Origin of the sequence: Allobaculum sp. JKK-2023 (assembly GCF_034745455.1) — a bacterium.
Classification (GTDB): domain Bacteria; phylum Bacillota_I; class Bacilli_A; order Erysipelotrichales; family Erysipelotrichaceae; genus Allobaculum.
In genome coordinates, this window is the sequence record NZ_JAYERV010000003.1 from 1,485,332 (window position 1) to 1,505,493 (window position 20,162).

At 46.2% G+C, this 20,162-nt stretch carries 19 protein-coding genes and 5 tRNA genes; 8 read left to right on the plus strand and 16 right to left on the minus strand.

Going from position 1 to position 20,162, the window contains the following annotated elements; all coding sequences use genetic code 11:
- Positions 1 to 7: 7 nt before the first annotated feature.
- Positions 8 to 754 (minus strand): 2,3-diphosphoglycerate-dependent phosphoglycerate mutase, encoded by a 747-nt coding sequence (gene gpmA, locus U4956_RS06065; RefSeq protein ID WP_323089659.1) that lies wholly within the window; start codon positions 752 to 754, stop codon positions 8 to 10.
- Between the two features lie 190 nt (positions 755 to 944).
- Here gpmA and U4956_RS06070 point away from each other — a divergent pair.
- From U4956_RS06070 to U4956_RS06095, 6 genes are all read left to right on the plus strand, one after another.
- Positions 945 to 1,021 (plus strand) — tRNA-Arg (locus U4956_RS06070).
- A 3-nt stretch (positions 1,022 to 1,024) separates the two neighbouring features.
- A tRNA-Pro gene (locus tag U4956_RS06075) sits at positions 1,025 to 1,101 on the plus strand.
- A gap of 51 nt (positions 1,102 to 1,152) precedes the next feature.
- Positions 1,153 to 1,229: transfer RNA gene (locus U4956_RS06080), tRNA-Met, on the plus strand.
- 5 nt (positions 1,230 to 1,234) lie between these two features.
- Positions 1,235 to 1,325 (plus strand) — tRNA-Ser (locus tag U4956_RS06085).
- A gap of 5 nt (positions 1,326 to 1,330) precedes the next feature.
- A tRNA-Met gene (locus U4956_RS06090) sits at positions 1,331 to 1,407 on the plus strand.
- 454 nt (positions 1,408 to 1,861) lie between these two features.
- The gene (locus U4956_RS06095; protein WP_323089660.1) at positions 1,862 to 2,761 is read left to right on the plus strand and encodes a LysR family transcriptional regulator; all 900 of its coding nucleotides are present in this window, start codon (positions 1,862 to 1,864) and stop codon (positions 2,759 to 2,761) included.
- On the opposite strand, the gene U4956_RS06100 is transcribed toward U4956_RS06095, so the two are convergent.
- Entirely contained in the window at positions 2,729 to 2,974 is a 246-nt protein-coding gene (locus tag U4956_RS06100) for a hypothetical protein (protein ID WP_323089661.1), read from the minus strand. The genes U4956_RS06095 and U4956_RS06100 overlap by 33 nt on opposite strands.
- A 118-nt stretch (positions 2,975 to 3,092) precedes the next feature.
- Between U4956_RS06100 and U4956_RS06105 the strand changes: the two genes are divergently transcribed.
- Both U4956_RS06105 and U4956_RS06110 read left to right on the plus strand, forming a co-directional pair.
- Positions 3,093 to 3,569 (plus strand): flavodoxin, encoded by a 477-nt coding sequence (locus U4956_RS06105; RefSeq protein WP_323089662.1) that lies wholly within the window; start codon positions 3,093 to 3,095, stop codon positions 3,567 to 3,569.
- Positions 3,570 to 3,751: 182 nt separating this feature from the next.
- Entirely contained in the window at positions 3,752 to 4,480 is a 729-nt protein-coding gene (locus U4956_RS06110; RefSeq protein ID WP_323089663.1) for a carboxymuconolactone decarboxylase family protein, read from the plus strand.
- 896 nt (positions 4,481 to 5,376) lie between these two features.
- Here U4956_RS06110 and U4956_RS06115 read toward each other — a convergent pair.
- From U4956_RS06115 to U4956_RS06180, 14 genes are all read right to left on the minus strand, one after another.
- A complete protein-coding gene (locus U4956_RS06115; protein ID WP_323089664.1) occupies positions 5,377 to 6,732 on the minus strand; it encodes an MATE family efflux transporter in 1,356 nt (451 codons plus the stop codon).
- A 264-nt stretch (positions 6,733 to 6,996) separates the two neighbouring features.
- On the minus strand, positions 6,997 to 7,779 hold the full coding sequence (locus U4956_RS06120) for an HAD-IIB family hydrolase (RefSeq protein WP_323089665.1): 783 nt from the start codon (positions 7,777 to 7,779) through the stop codon (positions 6,997 to 6,999).
- Between the two features lie 404 nt (positions 7,780 to 8,183).
- Positions 8,184 to 8,681 (minus strand): dUTP pyrophosphatase, encoded by a 498-nt coding sequence (locus tag U4956_RS06125; RefSeq protein WP_323089666.1) that lies wholly within the window; start codon positions 8,679 to 8,681, stop codon positions 8,184 to 8,186.
- A 398-nt stretch (positions 8,682 to 9,079) separates the two neighbouring features.
- Positions 9,080 to 9,586: a DNA-deoxyinosine glycosylase gene (locus U4956_RS06130; RefSeq protein WP_323089667.1), complete on the minus strand. Its 507-nt coding sequence runs from the start codon at positions 9,584 to 9,586 to the stop codon at positions 9,080 to 9,082.
- Positions 9,587 to 9,670: 84 nt separating this feature from the next.
- On the minus strand, positions 9,671 to 9,931 hold the full coding sequence (locus U4956_RS06135) for an FRAT-87 protein (protein ID WP_323089668.1): 261 nt from the start codon (positions 9,929 to 9,931) through the stop codon (positions 9,671 to 9,673).
- A 202-nt stretch (positions 9,932 to 10,133) separates the two neighbouring features.
- Positions 10,134 to 10,397 carry an FRAT-87 protein gene (locus U4956_RS06140; protein ID WP_323089669.1) on the minus strand — a complete coding sequence of 88 codons (264 nt, stop codon included), beginning with the start codon at positions 10,395 to 10,397 and terminating at the stop codon, positions 10,134 to 10,136.
- A gap of 59 nt (positions 10,398 to 10,456) precedes the next feature.
- Positions 10,457 to 11,746 carry a 30S ribosomal protein S12 methylthiotransferase RimO gene (gene rimO / locus U4956_RS06145; RefSeq protein ID WP_323089670.1) on the minus strand — a complete coding sequence of 430 codons (1,290 nt, stop codon included), beginning with the start codon at positions 11,744 to 11,746 and terminating at the stop codon, positions 10,457 to 10,459.
- 532 nt (positions 11,747 to 12,278) lie between these two features.
- Positions 12,279 to 13,205, minus strand: a complete 927-nt coding sequence (locus U4956_RS06150; RefSeq protein WP_323089671.1) for a 3'-5' exoribonuclease YhaM family protein — start codon at positions 13,203 to 13,205, stop codon at positions 12,279 to 12,281.
- The gene (locus tag U4956_RS06155) at positions 13,202 to 15,166 is read right to left on the minus strand and encodes a glycosyltransferase (protein ID WP_323089672.1); all 1,965 of its coding nucleotides are present in this window, start codon (positions 15,164 to 15,166) and stop codon (positions 13,202 to 13,204) included. Before U4956_RS06155 ends, U4956_RS06150 begins: the two co-directional genes overlap by 4 nt.
- Positions 15,167 to 15,530: 364 nt before the next feature.
- Positions 15,531 to 16,733, minus strand: a complete 1,203-nt coding sequence (locus U4956_RS06160) for a lysylphosphatidylglycerol synthase transmembrane domain-containing protein (protein ID WP_323089673.1) — start codon at positions 16,731 to 16,733, stop codon at positions 15,531 to 15,533.
- A complete protein-coding gene (locus tag U4956_RS06165; protein WP_323089674.1) occupies positions 16,717 to 17,817 on the minus strand; it encodes a glycosyltransferase family 4 protein in 1,101 nt (366 codons plus the stop codon). Before U4956_RS06165 ends, U4956_RS06160 begins: the two co-directional genes overlap by 17 nt.
- Positions 17,818 to 18,870: 1,053 nt before the next feature.
- Positions 18,871 to 19,071: a hypothetical protein gene (locus tag U4956_RS06170; RefSeq protein WP_323089675.1), complete on the minus strand. Its 201-nt coding sequence runs from the start codon at positions 19,069 to 19,071 to the stop codon at positions 18,871 to 18,873.
- A gap of 57 nt (positions 19,072 to 19,128) precedes the next feature.
- Positions 19,129 to 19,527, minus strand: coding sequence for a hypothetical protein (locus tag U4956_RS06175; RefSeq protein WP_323089676.1), 399 nt, complete (start codon positions 19,525 to 19,527; stop codon positions 19,129 to 19,131).
- A complete protein-coding gene (locus U4956_RS06180; protein ID WP_323089677.1) occupies positions 19,524 to 20,114 on the minus strand; it encodes a hypothetical protein in 591 nt (196 codons plus the stop codon). The genes U4956_RS06175 and U4956_RS06180 overlap by 4 nt, the downstream gene beginning before the upstream one ends.
- Between the last annotated feature and the right edge of the window lie 48 nt (positions 20,115 to 20,162).

A 20,162-nucleotide genomic window follows, 5' to 3' on the forward strand; every position in this document is an offset into this window, starting at 1 on the left:
CGGTTTTTTATTTGGCTTTTCCCTGGTTAGCGACGGCTTCCATCTTGGCTTTGATCGCATCTGCATCACCAAGATAATAATGGCGCAGGACGTTCATATCATCATCAAATTCATAAACCAGTGGAACACCAGTCGGAATATTGAGATTCAGGACATCCTCGTTGCTCATGTTATCCAGGTATTTGACCAGCGCACGCAAGGAGTTGCCATGAGCTGCAACGATCACTCGTTCTCCGTTTTCAACATCCGGTTTGATGTGTTCTTCATAATAAGGAATAACACGTTCGATGGTGGTCTTCAAAGACTCAGTTAACGGCAGTTCATCCGGATCGATTTTGGCATAGTGTTCCTGATTCCGCGGTGCTCTTGGATCCTCAGGGCTTAATGCAGGCGGCAGGACATCGAAAGAGCGACGCCATATTTTGACCTGTTCATCTCCATATTGTTGGGCTGTGTCAGCCTTATTGAGTCCCTGCAGGGCACCATAATGGCGTTCATTGAGTTTCCAGGTTTTCTCGACTGGAATATAGTTTTCATCCAGTTCATCGAGAACATGATTGAGAGTATGAACGGCACGTTTGAGATAGGATGTATAGGCCTTATCAAATTTGTAGCCATCTTCTTTGAGCAGTTTGCCTGCCTGAACGGCTTCCTGATGGCCTTTTTCAGAAAGATCGACATCCGTCCAGCCTGTGAATCTATTTTCCTTGTTCCATTCACTTTCACCATGACGGATCAGAACCAGTTTTTTCATGGATTACCTCCTCTTATACAGTTAGTTTATGCTAACTATTATATCTGTTTTCTATAGATCGAACATGATTTTTGCCTCGGTTATTTAGCCGAACAATGCAATTTCGATGCTCCTGCCGCAATTAGGGAATTTACGAAATCAGTTGCCTTTTGACAGAGGTTTGTTATAATTGTCCTTGCGTTAAGCGAATGCGCCATTAGCTCAATTGGATAGAGCGTCTGACTACGGATCAGAAGGTTGTGGGTTCGACTCCTGCATGGCGCGCCATCTCGGGATGTAGCACAGCTTGGTAGTGCACTTGCATGGGGTGCAAGGGGTCGCAGGTTCAAATCCTGTCATCCCGACCATTTGTTATGGTTTTATTGTTATATCTGTTTTGTTTTTACAAAACTTAAGTTGGCTAGGTAGCTTAGTTGGCTAGAGCATCCGGTTCATACCCGGAAGGTCGTGAGTTCGAGTCTCACTCTAGCCACCAACTTTGGAGAAGTACCCAAGTGGTTGAAGGGTCCGGTCTTGAAAACCGGTAGGTCGTGCAAGCGGCGCCAGGGTTCGAATCCCTGCTTCTCCGCCATATATCGCGGGATAGAGCAGTCTGGTAGCTCGTCGGGCTCATAACCCGGAGGTCGTTGGTTCAAATCCTTCTCCCGCAACCAGACAAATGACCCTGACCTTTTGTGGTCAGGTTTTTTATTGTTCCAGTCTTAGCTGCGCCTTTGATTCAGGGCTCAGCTTTTTTCATTGCCAGCTGCTTTTTTCCAGACTGGAGAAAACAGTTTTTACAGATCAGAAATCTTTGTTTTGCCTGGGCTCAGGCCGAGTTCTCTCTTTTTATTTATCTCTTTTTTCTGTTTGTTAAATCGTGTATTTCGAAAAAGGGCAGATCGCCATTCATAGTTGATTTATACCAAAATTTCGTTTATTTTTCGCACTTCTGCCTTTTAGGAATAATCAAAGCATCAATTTTGTCAATAGATTCAAATTCTCTACTTTTTCGTGTAAAACGACCATTTTTAAGATTCAAATTTCATGTATAGTAAACATAGGAGAACGTACGAACTCCTGATTCATGTTCCTTATGGTCAGGTGTTCTAGAAAGGTTGTTGACTTATGGACTTACGAATCTGTCGTTATTTTCTGGCAATCGTAGAAGAAGGCAGCATGAATAAGGCAGCCAAAGTTCTGCACATCACGCAGCCAACCCTTTCCCGCCAGATTGCCCAGCTTGAAGAAGAACTCCAGGTGCAGTTATTTGAAAGACAGTCCCGTTCACTGCATTTGACCAGCGAAGGACTGCTTCTTGCCCGCCGGGCCCGCGAACTGCTCGAACTGGAAACAAAAACACTTGAAGAACTGGATTCTCTTAAAACGGAACTGAGCGGCGTTCTGACAATCGGCACCGGCGAAATGGCCGGAATCAATCCGCTGTTACAGATTATCAAACGCTTTCGCATTCTCTACCCGAAAGTTCAGGTTTCGATTGTGACCGGCATTGCCGACCAGACCCGTGAGATGATCGAGAACGGAATTGCCGATATTGGTCTGTTTTTGCGGCCCGCCAACGTTCAGGGGCTTTCCTGGCGCGTCTGGCATTATCCCGAACGCTGGGCTGCTATTATGCGGGTTGAAAACCCGCTGGCCAAAAAACTTTCCGCAACACCCTATGATCTGGAAAACCAGCCTTTGATTCTGCCTTATCGTTACAGCGCTCAAAAAAAGCTTCTGGAATGGCTTGGCCATCCCGCTGCTGAGCTGAATATCGTCGGCTATTCTTCGCTGACTTCCAATGGGGCTGCGATGGTTCTGGCTGATATGGGCGTGAACCTCGCCATTTCTGGTTCACCTGCCTATGAGCATCCAGATCTGATCTGCATGCCTCTCGAGCCACCTTTGGAAACCGATATTCTGATTGCCTGGAAAGAAAGATTTCCAAAAGCACCCATTCAGGAAAAGTTCCTGCAGTTTCTGGTGGACTCTTTAGAAGGTCAGATCGGTGATATTGAACACTGATTTTTCAGCATCGCTTTCCTTTGCTTTTGTTTCTTCAAGTCCGCTTTGTTCTTCTTCAGCTAACATAAGCCATCCCTCAAAAGGATACGTCTTGGACCAGCTGGGCACACCAGCTGGTCTTCTTTTTATCCTTTCTTCCTGTCTTTGATCTTCAGCCCGCTCCCATTTCTCGTTTTCTCTTCCTTCTTTGCAGGGAACGGCTTTCTTCTCCATCTCTTATGCCTTATCCGTATAAATCGACTTGTTTAACAAGTATTGGAATTAATCCCGAACCCCGCTTAAACTGAAATCATCAACCAAGCGTTGAACAAACCTAAAGGAGGCTTCAAAGATGTCAGTACTTGTTACCTATTTTTCAGCCAGCGGTGTGACTGCCAATGCCGCCAGAAAAATTGCAGAAGTTGTAAACGGAAAACTGTTTGCGATCGAACCTGAAGTTCCTTACAGTTCTAAGGATCTCGACTGGATGGACTCCAATTCCCGCACAACCCTTGAATCCAAAAATCCAAATATGAAAGTAGCGATCAAAAACCTTCCAGATCTTGGCGGGGTAACCACATTATTTGTTGGCTTCCCTGTCTGGTGGTATACAGCGCCAAGAATTATTGACACCTTCCTGGATTCTTTGAATCTGAAAGGAATCAAGATCGTTCCCTTCTGCACATCCGGAGGAACAGCCATGGAAACCTGCGAGAAAAAAATGATGGCCGCCCATCCTTGCCTGGCCTGGCTGAAAGGCATGCGTCTGAGTCCATCCACAACAGCAGATCAGATCCGCGCCTGGACAGACTCTTTACCCATTGACTAGAGATGCGGATTCTAATCGAAGTATTAATCGCTGCATAAGATCTAAAAACCCACGGTTCTTTAAGGGCCAAAAACAAAAATTCATCGCATTCTTTTTCCCGCTGGTCTCAGCCCTTCCAGCCTGAAAAATGCCCATTGCAAAGACTATATAAAAGACTATATATCTGAATAAGGAGAACACTGATGAAACGTGAAAAAATTGTACAGACTGCCGGCCGCAAAGCTTTAGAAGATTTTGCTTTCGATTTTGCCCACTATAATGACGATGTTCTGTTTGGCGAAGTGTGGAACGACCCAACCTTAACACCACGGGAACGCTCCATGATCGTGCTGTCTATCTTCATGGGCCGCGGCCTGGCTGATTCTTCTTTGGAACACCATATCCAGTTTGCCAAAGAAAATGGCTTAACCAAAGAGCAGTTTGCCGCACTGGTAACTCAGGGCGCCTTCTATGCCGGCTGGCCTATGGGCTGGGCTTTATTCAACCGGGGTAAAGCTGTCTTCAACGAACCTCAGACTCTTGAAGAATACGCGAAAACCATCGATTACCCAGTTGGTGTGCCAAACGATGGCTTTGCCCAGTATTTCAGCAAGCAAAGCTGGATTGCTCCTGTTGGTGAGGGCAATCTGCCCATCTTCAACGTGACCTTCGAACCAGGCTGCCGCAACAACTGGCATATCCATCACGCAAAAAGCGGCGGTGGACAGACTCTGATCTGCGTTGGCGGCCGGGGCTGGTATCAGGAATGGGGCAAAGAGCCTGTTGAAATGACTCCAGGCACAATCATCGAAATCCCCGCCGGCGTTAAACACTGGCATGGTGCAGCCGATGATTCCTGGTTTTCTCATCTGGCGATCGAAAACTCAGGCGTAGAGACCTCCAACGAATGGCTCGAACCAGTAGAACGCTAGACAAGAAATCAGCTAAACAAAGCAGAAACGAAGAAAAGCACAGGTTTTCCAGACGAACTGGATAAACCTGTGCTTTCGTATTTTCCGTTATTTGAACTGTCTGATCCAAGTCACTAAGTTAAACTTAGTCCGGGGCCATTCTAAGAATTGCTTATTCATTACTCTCCCATGCTGAAATATTTGCAATTTTCCCAGGAATCCTTCCCAAGCATGGGAATTGGCATGCCTACTTTTGAGCATTTCTTCTCATAGCAATATACACACGAATAACATGAGATTCTTTCCACTTTTTCTCCGTTATACAGATTCACGATTGAATATCCATAGCCTGTTCCGTATTGCCCTCCAACCGTTTTATACTTGTTATAATTTTTAGCCCCACTTTTTGACATATTATCATCCTTTCTCCAACTGCTAAAAATCCACAAAAGCAACAATCGTTCTTTTAAAAGCACGATTGATTAAAAATTGTTAAAGCTATTTTAAATCATATTGATAAGAATGGATGATGTTTTTTAAATTTTTGTTTCACTGGAGTATAGAATCATTCCCACTTGGCAGCTTTCAATATTATCGTTCATTCCCTTTGGCTGCGAAAATGAGGCGTAGAGACTTCCAACGAATGGCTCGAACCAGTAGAACGTTAGTACAGATTTTTCTTTTTAATAGTGAATACCAAAGCAGTCATTTAAGCAGATCGCAACTTTTTATATTATAAAGAGTTTTAAATAAATCTAAATTATTCGTCAGAGCTCTCAATATCATGGACTAGACAAGAAATCGGTTAAACAAAGCAGAAACGAAGAAAAGCACAGGTTTTCCAGACAAACCGGATAAACCTGTGCTTTCGTATTTTCCATTTTTTGAATATCTGATCTGTATGCTTGTTCCAACAGTCAGAGGACAGCCATATTGGAGGCCAGAAGATGAGTCTTGATCTTTTTCCAGCAATACAGCGCATAGAAACAGCTGAGGACTTCCGCAATGACAAATGCCCACCAGCAGGCCTGAATGCCCGCCAGAGAAGCTAAAGCCCATACCATCGGCAAAAGCAGAACGATCTGGCGAAGCAGAGTGACAACTAAGGATTCCTGCGCATGGTTGAGCGCCTGGAAAGCTGAGCAGAGAATCATGCTCGTACTTGCAAAAATTAATGATAACGACGAAATCCGTAAAGCGGGAATACCAATGGCTTCAAGCTGGACATCGTGGCCAAACAAGGAAAACAGCTGGACTGGGAACAGTTCAAATAAAGCCATTCCCACCAGGACAATCACCCCAGCCAACTGAATCGAAAAGCGGACCCCTTCAATAATGCGATCTGTCTTGCCCGCTCCATAGTTGAAGGCCGTAATTGGAATCAGGGCGTTGGTCACGCCCATGACAATCATGTAAACCAGCTGCTGGAGTTTATTGACTACGTTAAAGGCCGAAATGGCCAGCGCAGAGAACATGCCAAGCACCGCATTCATGAACAGTGTCATAAAGCTCATGATCGACTGGACCAGAATCGCCGGAACACCAACTTTATAAATCCGGCCAATTAACGGCCAGGAAAGCTTAAACTCGCCCGGATGGATATCAAACATCTTGATCTTCTTTTTGACGATCAGAACGCCAGTCAGCATGGCACAAAGCTGGCCAATGACTGTGGCAATAGCTGCGCCCACCACCCCTAAAGCTGGCAGGCCAAACCAGCCAAAAATAAAGATCGGATCAAGGATGATATTCAAAAGGGCACCAATTCCCTGCATATACATATTGCCCATTGCATCGCCAGCTGCCTGCAGAATGCGTTCATAAGTAATCTGAATGAAGATTCCAAAGGAAAACAGCGTACAGATTTTTAAGTAGGCTGCACCCTGGGCAATTACAGCTGGATCCTGGCTGTACAGACCGACAAACCAGTCCGCAAAAAACCAGCCCATAAGCGCAAACACAACCCAGTTGCAAAGAGCCAGAAGCAGGCCATGCAAAATAATCTGGTTGGCCTGGTGATATTGTTTGGCTCCCAAGCTTCGCGAGAGTACAGTGTTAAACCCAGCCGCAGTCCCACAGGCCGTGGCGACCATAATGGACTGGATGGGATAACAAAGCGAAACAGCCAGCAGGGCCGTCGGCGAGAAGTTCGCAACAAAAGCGCTGTCGACAAAGTTGTACAGCGCCTGGATTAACATTGAAGCAGCAATCGGCACCGACATGGAAAACACGAGTTTTCGAATCGGCATCGATTCCATAATATTTTCTTTCATAATTGAGCGTCCTTTCGTTTCTGATTCACCTGCACCTCTCATTTCCGCTTCTGGTCAAGACTTCGCAGACTGATTTTTTCCAAAAGCTGGAATTTGACGTGAAATAAAGTTCGACGAAAAAACGGTCGATAACTCTTATATCCGAAAACAAATACGAAACAATACTTTAGGTCACAGATTTGATCGGGTGGATTGTTTTAAAGCTCTTTGTGTCGAAAAGGTTTTACACCGCAATTTCCTGATCGCTTCTATTCTGGAAGGATTTTACCGCCTGCAGTTTGCTGCAAGCTGTTTGGGATCGAGCAAAATGTCTACCGCTTCATGGATTCCATCCACGATGCAGGCCGCGCATTTTTTCACACTCGGATCCGAGGTTTCAAAGGTAAAGGAAATATCTGCATCTTTTAGCATGCTTTCATCATTAAAGGAGTCTCCAATGGCCGCACTGAGATTTTCGCTCTGACTCATCATATGCGTCAGGCGATTGAGAGCCGTGCCTTTGGTGATCTCGTTGGCATTGAAATCCGCAAACTGGGAGTTGGCCACAACGACAACATCCTGGCGATTCTGGTTGGTCCGAAAAAAATCTTTTTCCACTTCACTGAGAGGATGGAAAGAAATCGAATAGATCCGGGAAGGATCAAACTCATCGATCGAAGTCACATGGATGGCGTTTTGAAAGTCCATCTCTTGCGTCTGATACAGACATTCTGTTCCATGCAGAACAATTCCAATCTTGTCTTTGGCGGCCTGTTCAAACACATCGCGCACAACCTCTTCAGGCATGAAATGTTCCCAGAGAATCTTGCCCTCTTGATCACAGATGCACGCTCCATTGGAGAAGATCATGAAATCAAACTTGACCTTGCCGCTTAGCAGTTCGTCAATTTCAGGCATCATGCATCTGGCACGCCCACTGATTAAGCCAAACTGATTACCGGCATTTTTAAACCGTGCAATCGCGTCAAGATCTTTCTGGCGAACTCCCAGTTCTTTACCGGAATGGAAATACAACGTATCGTCAAAATCTGTTCCAAATACAATCATGGTCAGCTCCTCTGCCAGTTTTTGTGTTCTGGCTGCATCTTTTACCTTTTACTTTGGGAAATTGGCATGGAAATTTTGCTCACTCAGGCGATAACTGCCTTTTATAAACACTTTTTCCGGCTTTTTTCCGTAGAGATGTATACTACAAATCTTGAACAAAAACAAACACAAAGCTTTTCCTTCAGGACATAAAACACAAAAAGAGGACGATCGGCCGAAAAAGACACGGCTTACATCCTCTGGATCTTATTGAATTCTGTTTGAAGCTTTGCTTTTGTCTTTGCAAAGAGTATCGAAAAAACTGGACCAAAAACAACTTCATCGATTTCTTCATGGGCCACCTGCTTAGACAGGTTCATTGACGAGGCCAGATCTGTCTTTCCAGTTCAGTAAAATCTCTTTGACTATTTACCGGAACTGCCAAGGCGCCCAGAGGCTCTCTGGGATTCGATTTGTTTGAGTTCATCGTAGGAGAGTTCCTCCGATTCAATCTGCGGCATGCGCAACAAAACTCCCTGGGCGCAGGCTTTTTCATATGGATACGCAATAAACTGCGCTTTTTCTTCATCTGACAGTTGATCGAGCGCTTCTTTTTTTATGATGCGAAGCGGCCTTTCATTGACGTTCGTCATTGGAGCAAGATATTCGCCACGATAGCCGGAATCCATAACCCCAGCACGGATAGACATTCCTTTAATCCCCGTGCTGCCGCGTTCTTTTAAAAACATGACATAGTCCGGATCAAAGGCACTGGCGACGCCCAGCGGCACCAGGACTGTGTGGAGTGGTGCAATTTCCAGATAGTCTTCTTCAAAGCAGGGATACAGATCATAGCCTGCGTCTTCATATCGTTTACTCGGAATCGTGGCATTTTCTTTTACTTTTGCCCAATAGAGTTTCATGCAAAAAATCCTCCTTGATTGCCGTCCGGCTTTTTCTTCTATCCATCGCATTTCTTCGATCGATTTTTTTCAATCTATTCAAATTTTTCACTTTCACCATTACTTATCCCTGAGCAAGTCTGATGAAAAAACAGGTCTGACAGGACGAAAAACTGAAAGAAGCAAGAATGGGTCCAGACGGACAGCTTTAGACAGAATACCATCTTTGGAAACGATGACCAATGCGGCCAATCCAGCTTTTGGCCAGTCTTGTATAGCCAGATCCGGTTTTCCCCTTCTGCGATCGAAATTGCAGGGGTTCTTCCATTTCTTTTCGGCCATGTTCCTTTCTGGCCACGACCGAACTGAAACAAGACACACAAAAAAAAACGGCAGGTCTTCTGTGCGAAGTCTGCCGTTTACTGAACAACGCCAAATGCCTTGGCATATTCGGGAATTAACTGGTCGACTGAGTCATACCAGAGATCATCCGTCGATGGGGATGGAACATAGGCTGCCATTAAGGCCGCCTGTGGATCTGCTTCCTGCAAAAGCCGCATCGTATCATGGCTGACGCAGACGATCCGATTAATACGCGGATATTGGACCAGAAAAGACTGCATGTCATTGACGACAATATCTTCCATGGTGTCTTCTCGACTCTTATAGCGAAGGCAGCTTTTGATCACCGACCAGATCCCGATGTGATGGACGGCAAGAAGTTCCAGCTTCTCCTGGCGGGTGGCTGTGGGCATATGAAACAGGATCTCCATCAGCACCCAGAAGCGGTTCGCCGGATCCGCAAAGTAAAAATTTTCCTGGTGAGAGACTTCACTGGGCATGGAAACCAGAACAAGTGTTGTCGTCTCTTTGGAAATGATGGGGTCCAGCGCCTGGAATTCCTGTAAATCGCTGAGGTTAAACATCAGGTCATTCCCCCGCCTTTCTTAAAAAAAGGGGGCAAGGACAATGTCCCTGCCCCCCTTGGGTTCATTTAACTGAGTCTTTCCTTATTTCAGAGCGTCGAGGAATTTGTAAACGCAAGAGATCTTCTTGGCTTCGTCGGAAGCTTTTGCATATTCGCCTTCAGCTTCGTGTTTCTTTTCCCAGCCTTTCAGAGTGCCGAGTCTGTCATCCAGACGATCTTTAGCAGTCTGAGCGTATTTGCCAGTTTCGTCGAAATGTTCAACGAGGTCAGCAGCGATTTCTTTACCGTAAGCGCAGTCACCTGCAACAGCAGCTAATTTAGCTTCAAATTCAGCTTTAGTCATAATGGGTTATCTCCTTAAGCATTCTAATCATGCTTTCAATGGGATCCGATTCTTATCGATCGAGTTTCGCGACTAAACAGAAACCCAAAGAATCGATCCAGATATTTAAGATCTATTTGATTCTATTGGACGAAGGTCCATCTTCCATCTTCCCCGCTCAATCAAAGGGGAATCGAAAGATAATCTTCGAATTTAAGCTTGTTTATTTCAGAGCAGCGAGAGCTTTTTCAACAATGGCAATCTTTTCGGCTTCTGTTGTAGCTTTAGCTTCCTGACCAGCATCTTTGTGGATGCGTTCATAAGCTTTCAGGATTCCAAGTCTGTCATCGAGACGGTCTTTCATGTCCTGGCCGTATTTCTTGTCTTTGTCGCCATAAGTTTCAGCTGCTTCATCAACAAGCATATCTCCGTAAGGTGTTCCGCCAACGGCTTCTTTCAAAGCATTAACTAATTGATCCTTGGTCATAGATATAACCTCCTTGAATAGATGACGCTGCTGCTCAACGTAACGATTCTTCCGGAATTTTATCCCTCATAGATCCCGATCAGATCATATTGAGTCGCGTCGGTTACACGAACCGGAACAAATGTTCCCAGTTCGAGGGGCAGTGAAGAAGTAAAGATGACCTGACCATCGACATCATCCGGCGCATCTCCAATGGAGCGGCCATGATAGCGGCCAGTCAGGGCTTCCTGCTCTTCGACCAGCACTTCAATCACTTTCCCAATTTTCTTTAAATTACTTTCATGACTGATTTCTTTTTGAACCGCCATTAAACGGTTCAGACGATCCTGCGCAACGGCCTCATCAATTTCCATTGGCAGGCGGCTTGCTGCGGTGCCCTCTTCTTTCGAATAGGTAAAGGCACCCAGACGGTCCCATCGGACCTCCTTAATGAAATCCAGCAGTTCCTCAAATTCTTCTTCAGTTTCAGATGGGAAACCGACGATAACTGTCGTTCGCAGCACTGCCTCCGGAAACATTGTGCGAATCTTACGGGTCAATTCAAGGACATCTTCTTTTGTTCCGCGTCTGTTCATCAGTTTCAGCAGGCGATTGCTCGCATGTTGCATTGGGATATCAAAGTATGGAACAACTTTTTTACTGGATTGCATGGCCTCAAGCAGTTCTGGCTCGATTTCATCCGGGTACATGTACAGAATCCGGATCCAGTGGACATCATCAACCTGATCGAGTTCTCGAATCAACTCAGCCAGTTTCAATTGTCCATAATTGTCAAGGCCATATTTTGTGGTGTCCTGGGCAATGAGAGTAATCTCGCGAACACCATTCGAAGCAAGGTACTCAGCTTCTTCCCTTACTTCAGTTATCAGCTTACTGTTTTGTTCCCCACGAATCAAAGGAATTGCACAGAAAGTGCAATGGTTGGTGCAGCCGTCGCTGATCTTGATGTAAGCACTCCAGGGATTGCCAGAAACTGTCCGATACTGCTTTAAATATGGAACCTCTTCTTCCTGTTCCAGAATGTCTTTGAGAATGGCCGGCAGTTTGTCATAGTCCCGGATCGGAACGACCGCTGTAATTTCCGGAATCTCCTGACGCAGTTCCTTTTCATAGCGCTGGGCCAGGCAGCCGACAACGATGATCTTATCGGCATAGCGGGTCATCTCAAAAATGGTATTGATGCTTTCTTCTTTGGCGGGGTTGATGAATCCGCAGGTGTTGATGATGATTGCATCAGCATGTCTTGGATCAGCCACCAGAATATGGCCGGCTGCTTTTAACATGCCCATGATGTTCTCCGAATCGACCAGATTCTTGGAGCATCCAAGTGAAGCAAATCCTACTTTCATTGTTTTATCCTCCTCAATTGATGTCATTTCTTTTGAAACAGAACCTTCCTGTCCTCTTTTGTATGAAGTTCTGATCCACAGTCTTCTTCTGTTCAGGTCCTGCCAAAAGCTTTAGCCTTCCGAGATCTTCTCAGCTTTTCGCTGCGTGTTTCCTGTATTTTTTGTCTTTTTGGTGATGTTCAGGCCTGCATAAAGACTTATTTCCATTTTTGCACGGACCAAAACCGATTTCGACCCTAAGCCTCAGTAGAGTGTACAGGCCAGGAAGAAATCAATGTCATCAGAAAGAGTATGAGGGACACACAATACAAAGGAGAAAGAAGACCGGGCAAAAAGTGCCACAGGCCAGTCAGCCTGGCCCGAACTGAACGGAGTGGCTTTAAAGAGCCAGAAAAGCTGAGAAAAAGCGTCAGACTCAGCGGTACAGCTAAATCCAACGCTTTTCTTTTAGAACATTTCTGAAGTCTTCCTTCTTGGGCGGCGAAACTGGTTTCTGTTTTCTGACCAGTTTCAGTCTCTCAGCCAGGCCGGATTATTTGTCCCAGCTTTTGCGATAGAACATACGCCCATCCAGCGCAAAGTTTTTCGGACCAAAGGTTCCGGGTTCTACACTTTCCAGTGATTCGTGAATCATGAACAGCCGGGAATCCAGATTGTCTAACAAAGTCAGCACTTCTGCTTCCGGAATCATAGGTAAAACCGGAGAGCCGTATTCTTTTTTTCCATGATGGGACAGAACCATGTGCTTAAGCAGCATCACTTCTTCGCTGTTTTCGACATCTAATGCCACCGCCACCCGGTCAATCAGATTCTCCCCCATCGTGATGTGGCCAATCAGATTCCCTTTTGGCGTGTATTCGGGCAAAACCGGAGCCGAATATTCTTCGGTTTTGGCAATGTCATGCAGCAGAACGCCGGCAATCAGCAGATCTTCATCGAGAAAATCGTACTGGCGGGCAATGACCTTGGCGAGTCTGGCCATGCTTAAACTGTGCCACGCCAGGCCGCCTGGATAGTTGTGATGATTGCGGACAGCTGCGGGATAAAGGAAGTAGTCGTCCTTTTTCATCTCAATCACTTCCTTGGTCACGTTTTGAACAATCGGGTTTTTCATCTTTTCAACCAGATCGTTAATTTCAGCACGAATTGTGTCCATGCTTTCCGGCGCCGAACGGACGTAATCCGCCGGACTGCCTTCAATGGCTTTGAGTGAACGGATCCGTAACTGCCAGGCATTGCGATAGCGCATCAGATCGCCGGTGGCTTCAACAATCATGCCAGCTTTCCATTCTTTGACCTGCTCTTCAGTCAGATTCCAGTATTTGGCATCCAGAACACCGGACTGGTCTTCCAGGCTCAAAGATAAATAGGGCGCGTTCTTAGCTGTGCGGCCAACATCGGCTTTGGTAATCAGAACAGGGAGAGTGATTTTCCCTTCCTGGTTTAAATCCTGAATCATAAATTCTCACTTTCCATTAATTCGTCAATATCCTCACGCAAGAACCCCTGACGCAGACAATACGTCCGGACTTTCTGGTTACGCACTTCCGGAGTCTTGGAAGCATACAGACGCATCGCCTTCTCAAAGGCATCTTGCAGTGCTTGCTGGTCATGATCTTCATTGAAGTCGAGTTCTTCAGCCACTTCTTTGGCGGCATCCGGTAAATACCCATGCAAAATCAGCTTGTGCGTGATCTCCTGACGTTTGCGGCGCACCGACTTGGCCTTGAGGCTTTTAGCCAGGCGTTTGGCCAGTTTGGCTGCATTGGATTTTTCCTGCACACTCGACAGGGAGTTGCAGGCTTCACGGATCAGCTCCGGATCAATTCCCGCCCGATACAGTTTCTGCTCAATCTGGCCTTTGCTTGATCCAACGGACTGATAATACTCCGCTTTTTCCATCGCATAGCTCCGGTCGTTAATCTTGCCCATCAGTTCAAGTTCATTGGCTACCTGGTCAGCAACGGAAAGAGGAGCTTCCAGACGGCGTACGCAATACTCAACAACCTGATGATGAGTCATTTCCCGGGCCAGCAGACGCTGCTCGACTTTATACATGCACCAGTAGAAATTCTGGATATCCAGATAACTGCGCACCATATAGTCATCCAGCTTGGTATGGAGCGAAATTTTCAACTCAAAGAAGTCATCGATTGGAATAATCATCTTGACGGGTTCTTTTTCGGCATCGACTTGCAGCTGCAAAAAGACATAGTTGCCGCTGAACTGGATCTTCTGGACTTCATAGGTCTGCGAATAGTCATCAATAGCCTGGCTGTAGACGCGTTCCATGGAATAGGCAAAGGCTTCAGCGGTATAAGGCATGATTTTGCGCTGGCACTTGTGGGCGGCTTCCTCTTTCTGTTCTGGGTTCATGTTTAAAAAGACGTCAATCTTTTCGTTGAGTTCCGCCGGGGTATCAAAATAGAAGCCGGTTTCGTCCTCGTCAAGCAGTTCCGTTAATACCTCATCGCGCCGGCCAAAGACCATCTTGCCAGCCGCCATCGCTTCCAGATAGGTCATCCCCTGCGTTTCCGATAACGAGGCCGAAACAAAGGCATCAAAAGCGGCGTAGTAAAGACCAATCTCGTCAGGAGCAGCAGCCCCTAAAAAGTGAACCCGGTCTGTGCCATGCATGCTTTCCGTCAGATTGCGGTAGAACTCCTCATCCGGTCCGCCGCCGACAATTGCCAGGTGAACATGCGGATTGGGATTCTGAACAATTGCTTCAATCGGAATTTCAAGCGATTTTTCCTTGGCCAGGCGGCCAACAAACAACAAAATCAGATCTTCTGGATCTGCACTGACCTGCCCACGGATCTGATGGACCCGCTCGCTTTGCGGATCCACATTCATGAACTTATCCAGATCCAGTCCGGTTGGCACGACATAAATTGGAGCGAGCACTCCATAGTCAATCAGCGCTTCCTTGGTTTTCTGGCTGGGCGCTACGACAGCCTGCGCATTGTTGCACACCGCCCGGCTCGCCGCCTTGATGGCATCCTTCGATACCCGGTCAAACCCTTCAAATCCTCTTGGATTGATGTAATGCGTGTAGTCCGTATACATCGTGTGATAGGTATCAACCAGCGGAATATTCATGGAATTGGCCAGATATTGTCCATACAGACCCACGCCAAAGTTTGTCTGTAAATGGATCACATCCAGATTCATCTCTTCAATATAGCTGCCCGCCCCGACATTAATGGGCGAAGACACTTTATAGCCATAAAAACTTTTGAGTTTAATCCCTGGAAGCCGCAAGACACCATCTTCAAATTTAATGCCGGTTCCGGCATGGTTGGTAATCACATAAACTGTATGGCCTGCTTTTTCCAGAGCGTTTTTCAGGGTGACTGTGGAACTGACAACCCCATTGATATCTGGAAGATACGTATCCGTAACTAACCCGATATTCATCCTGTCCCCTCCTTTTCTGGATCCTTCTCGGATGGAAAAGCCTGTTTTGGCTTTGATTTCCACTTTTTTCAATCCACTGCATCCGAACTCAAAAAAGTGGAAATCCAGACGCACCTGACTTTTTGGGCGAAGATCAGACCAGATCAGCCGCCAAAAAGACAGTCCGCCTTTATTATGCCTGTTTTCCGGGTGGCTGGCATAAATGATCGTTTCTTTGCGTTCTCTTTCAAATCGATCCTGCACTTCCAGCAAGCCATCCCTCATTGTGCGATGAAAAAGGCAGTATCTTATTATAATAAAATCTCGGAATAAACCAAAAGACAAAAAAGACGGCCAAGCTCCCGGCTCAGGAAGCTTGGCCGCTTTAAAAATTTGAATGCGGTTTTGAAGGGGGAGCCGACTCTGGCCCAGCCAGCTGGTGAACCACTTCATCATCCAAAGGCACCATAGGCGTAATCGAATGAATCTTGCCCGCCTGTGCGCTTTGTGAAGCGGATATAGAGCGTTTTGGAACATCCGGCAAAGGCTCTTTGGGCTTCTGTCCATCTTCTTTGGAGTCTTCATGATTTTTAAATAACAAGAAAACTAAAGCACCAACCAGAACCGGTAAATAATAGGACGAAAAACGCCACAACAGTAAAACAGCACCAGTCAGACGACCCAGCATGTTCTGGAAGAGCATCGTAAAGAAGACTTCCGTTCCGCCCGTTGCCCCTGGCAGCGGGACAAAGCAATTTGCCATCGTCACAAACGAGGACAAAGCCAGGGTATCAACCAGCTGGACAAACTTAAGCTTGATGCCAAGGGCAAGCGAAACAGCAAATGGCAGGGCAAAATACAAAGTCAGCCGGACAAAGTTAAGCAGGACCAGCTGCAGGATCATTTTTTTATCTGTTGAGAGCTTTTTGCTTTCGGCAGTAAAGCTGGTTACCTGAGCCACCCAGGTATGCTTCTGTCGTTCCGGGTCTTTCAGAATGTGGAGGCGGCCTAAAAATTTCACTGCCCATCCCGCCAGTTTAATGTAAAACTTAGGAAACAAGGCGATGGTATACAGGGCCAGAATGACCACAACGTTGATCAGATAGCCCACAAAGACAATCCAGAACCAGGCACTGACATTCACGTAGTGGGTAAAGCGCAGAATAAATAACAGAGTGACATAGAGCATCATCGTCGTCTGATAGATGATGAAATCCGCCCACAGCAGGCTGATCCCATCGGACATATCAATCCCCTGCTTTTTTAACACGTAGGCCTGGCCAAACTGACCGCCCGTAGAAGAAGGAGTAATGCCCGCAAAAAACGTTCCGACAAAGGCGACGATGATACCGTCTTTGAGGCTGTACTGCTTCTGGTATCGTTTGCCAAGCAGAGTATAGCCCGCTCCGATCACCACATTAATGGCCAGCCCCCAGGCCAGAATGACCAGTAAGGAGAAGAAATTCATCTGGCTGATGGCGTGCATGATTGCTCCAAAGTTATCGCGCAAGGCGAAATACATGGCAATCACCGTCACGGTCACAATCAGCACAACATTCCAGAAATATTTTTTATTGCTCGAGTTCATTGGTGGTTTCCTTTAAGGAGCCATCGGCCAAAGCCCATTTTTCCTTGAATTTTTCTTCCCAGGCTTCGACATAGAACTTCTTCCACATTTCCAGAACGTGTTCACGTGAATAGAAATTCGACAGATCTGTACTTTTAGAAGACCAGAACTTATACATCTCCGGGTCATTTTTCAGCCCTTCCAGCAAAGAGTGGAATTCTTCATTGGAATTGCCGCGCAGATAATCATCAAACAGAATATCGCGATACAGATCCAGATCTCTTGTCACCAGTGGAATCCCTAAGTTGACGGCTTCAAGGATCGTCATTGGAAACAGTTCGTTATAGCTTGGAATAAACAGCACATCGCACATGTTATAGATCGAAACCATATCATCGCGATCGACAATGCCGGTAAAGGTAACGTTGGCAGGGGGATTGTCCATGATTGCCTTGAGCTGTTCATAGCCTTCAGTCATCGGACCAAAAGAGAAACCGCCGGCCCAGACAAAGTGCGCATCTGGCATCGATTTCGCTGTTTCGACAAAATCCAGCACTCCCTTGCGGGTCTGGACCTGCCCACAGCCTAAAATCACAAATGCATCCCGGTCGATTCCATATTTATCCCGCCATTCATTGCGGGCGTCTTTGCCAAGCGGATGGAATTTTTCTTTGGAGACGAAATTGGGAATATAGTAAATTTTCTTGCGGTCGATATCGTACTTCACCAGTTCATTGATAAAAGATGGATTTACTACAACCAGCCGATCCGCTGAGTTGTAGAAATTAATGATATATTTCTGGGCCGCCGGAAACAGAATCTTTGGAATTTTCAAAGAACCTTCCAGCGTGTCCGGCAGAAAGTGACAATACGCGATGTTGACCGCATGCTTATCTTTGATTCGCAAAAGGAATGCGGGGTCAATGGTATGAAAATGCTGGATATCCGGATCGGATGTCCATTTATTGATTTCGACATCAAACAGTTCGGGGGCTCCGGTTTTGACCAGGTTCACCTGTTCGTGATAGGCACTGCCTACTCCCTGGCCTGCAACTGAATCAGCACTGGAAAACATCGTAATCAACAATTTGTCATGTTTGTTCATATCCTCAACCTCCGGACAAGTATAGCATAGACAGAATAGTACCATCTGCCGTTCAGAACCAAAGAACATTCAGAGAACAGTTTCGAAAGTTTTGCTTAAGTCAGCCTTTAAACCGGCGCTTTGTTTCCAGATAGCTGCCTGTTTCTCTGCATGTTCTTCGGTAAACCTATTGTGAGACGAATAAAGCCGGCTTTCGCCGGCCATACTCAAGAAAGTTTTTAAAGAAAGGGAATATGATTGAGAAGCGAGCTGTATTTCTGCTCACCTGTAGTCTATCATCGCCCCTTGCAAAACCGTCGCTTTATGCCTGATTGATCAAGCGGGGCACTTTCTGCTCCCGACAAATCCAGTCAGGTCTTTTTTCATTTTCTGCCTGTAAAACAAGGAATGTATCCGCTTAGGATTGAGACCAACTCGCAATCCAGGCCAGAACCTCTTCATTCTGTCCTGTCTTCTTCTCATCTTGATTCAATCTGTCCCTTGGATCTGCCAAAACATCGGCAAGCTTCAAATCCGACTTTCGGTTCAGGATAACCGGGATGAACTGGTACAGGCATCTTGATGATCACTTTCAATGAACTGACAGGCATTGTAAGGCAGAATTTCTGATCAATCCAGTTTTTGTTCTCATGATTTTCAGGCTTTCAGAATTTGAAGGTCATTCTTATGCACTTAAAGCGCTGCCTGCCAGCATCACGTTTCAACGGATTTTAACAGTTCTGCCAAAAATCTCACTCCATTCAATCGATGAGTTCTTTCCTAAACGCAGGAAAGGGAGCCCCGAAGGACTCCCTTTACCGCATAGAAAGGAATTTGATTATGAAGTGAGCTTTATCTTCTGGCTCCTTAAGGTGAATTCGCGGCGGGCCTGGAACCTCGAATTCGTTTAAGGCTTTGCTCGACCTTATAGTATCAGACCCGGTCTTCGAATTTGTGAGCAGAAAATGTGAAATACCGCAACTTTCTAAACGTTTTCTTACCACTCCGCGCTTTTTATAAAGATTTTCTTGACTATCCGCGCATATTCAGCATGAACCATCAACTTGAACCTTCTTACGATGATCGAATGCCCGGACCATTGCCCCAAAGCAGGCCTTTGACTTTGAAAGCAGCACCTGTTGATTCATCGTTTTCGTTCCGGCATGTGGCTGCCAGGCCATGAAGTTTTGTTCGCCATCCACCATCATCCATCCAGACAAACAGACCAACAGACAAAAAGCGATCATCCGAAGACAATCGCTTTTGCAGATTCATTTTTTCAATCTGATACTTATGTTTCTGATGGGTTTGATCTGATGCGTCAGAGATCCGCTATCCTTCAAAGAACATCAGTCCCTGTTCACTCTGGGCTTTCAGGGTTTTGATCAGCTCTTGATCGGTATCCACTAAATCTTTGAACACCAGAGCCGCCAGAGCTGTTGGAACACTTGCTCCCATCACAAACAGAGTTTTTTTCATCAGACCGCGTTTTTCCAGTACAAGCCAGGCTTCCCGGGCAACGCTGCTGGTCGAGATATCGCAAAGCAGCAACAAGGAGTCATGATTATAAACGGTGTTGCACACCGAATCAAAGTTGCGACGGAACTCCATCAGATTACTGCCGTCGAGCGCAAACGTATTTTCGTCAGCCTCCCGCTGCGAAACAACCAGGGCACTTTCCAGTAAAGCAGGGCCAAAATTACCTTCACCGAAAAGAACCAGTTTTCTCATTTTCCCTCCCGCTCTCTGCGTGCTGCCGCGCGTCTTTCTTTCCGTGAACGGAACGTTTCTTTACGATTCCGTTTCCATTCCACTAACAGCGCATCCACTTTCAGGGCTGTTGCCTTGGCAACCGGAAGTTCTTGAGCCTGGTTTAACAGGATGTAGCTAGATTTAAACCAGCCTTTTCCGATATTCACCCCGCGGATGTTTTTAAACTTGAGAATCTGGTCTTCATAGACCAGGGCGTCTGGTGAAGAGATCAGAACGCTGTCCATCAAGGCTTCACCAGCCATCGCAAACGCAAAGATTCCAAGACCGATGTAAACAACAGCCTGGGAAATCCGGGTATTGACATCAAAGTTTTCAGAAGATGGCGATACTAACAGCCAGATGCCAAGTGCAACGCAGAAGGCCAGCATCAAAAGATACAGCCAGGTGCGTGTCTGCCCATTCTTGATGACTTCTGCATCTGGATGGGTTTCCAGAAACTGCTCGCGCAGTTTTTTTGCTTTAAAATAGGTTGACCAGTTTGTGTATCCGGTGTAGCCGCCCATGCCAACCAGAAGAAGTGCGATCACCCAATAAAAAATACTCATAAATCTTCAGTTCTCCCTTCTTCAGCCAGTCCATGCCGGCTCTGGCTG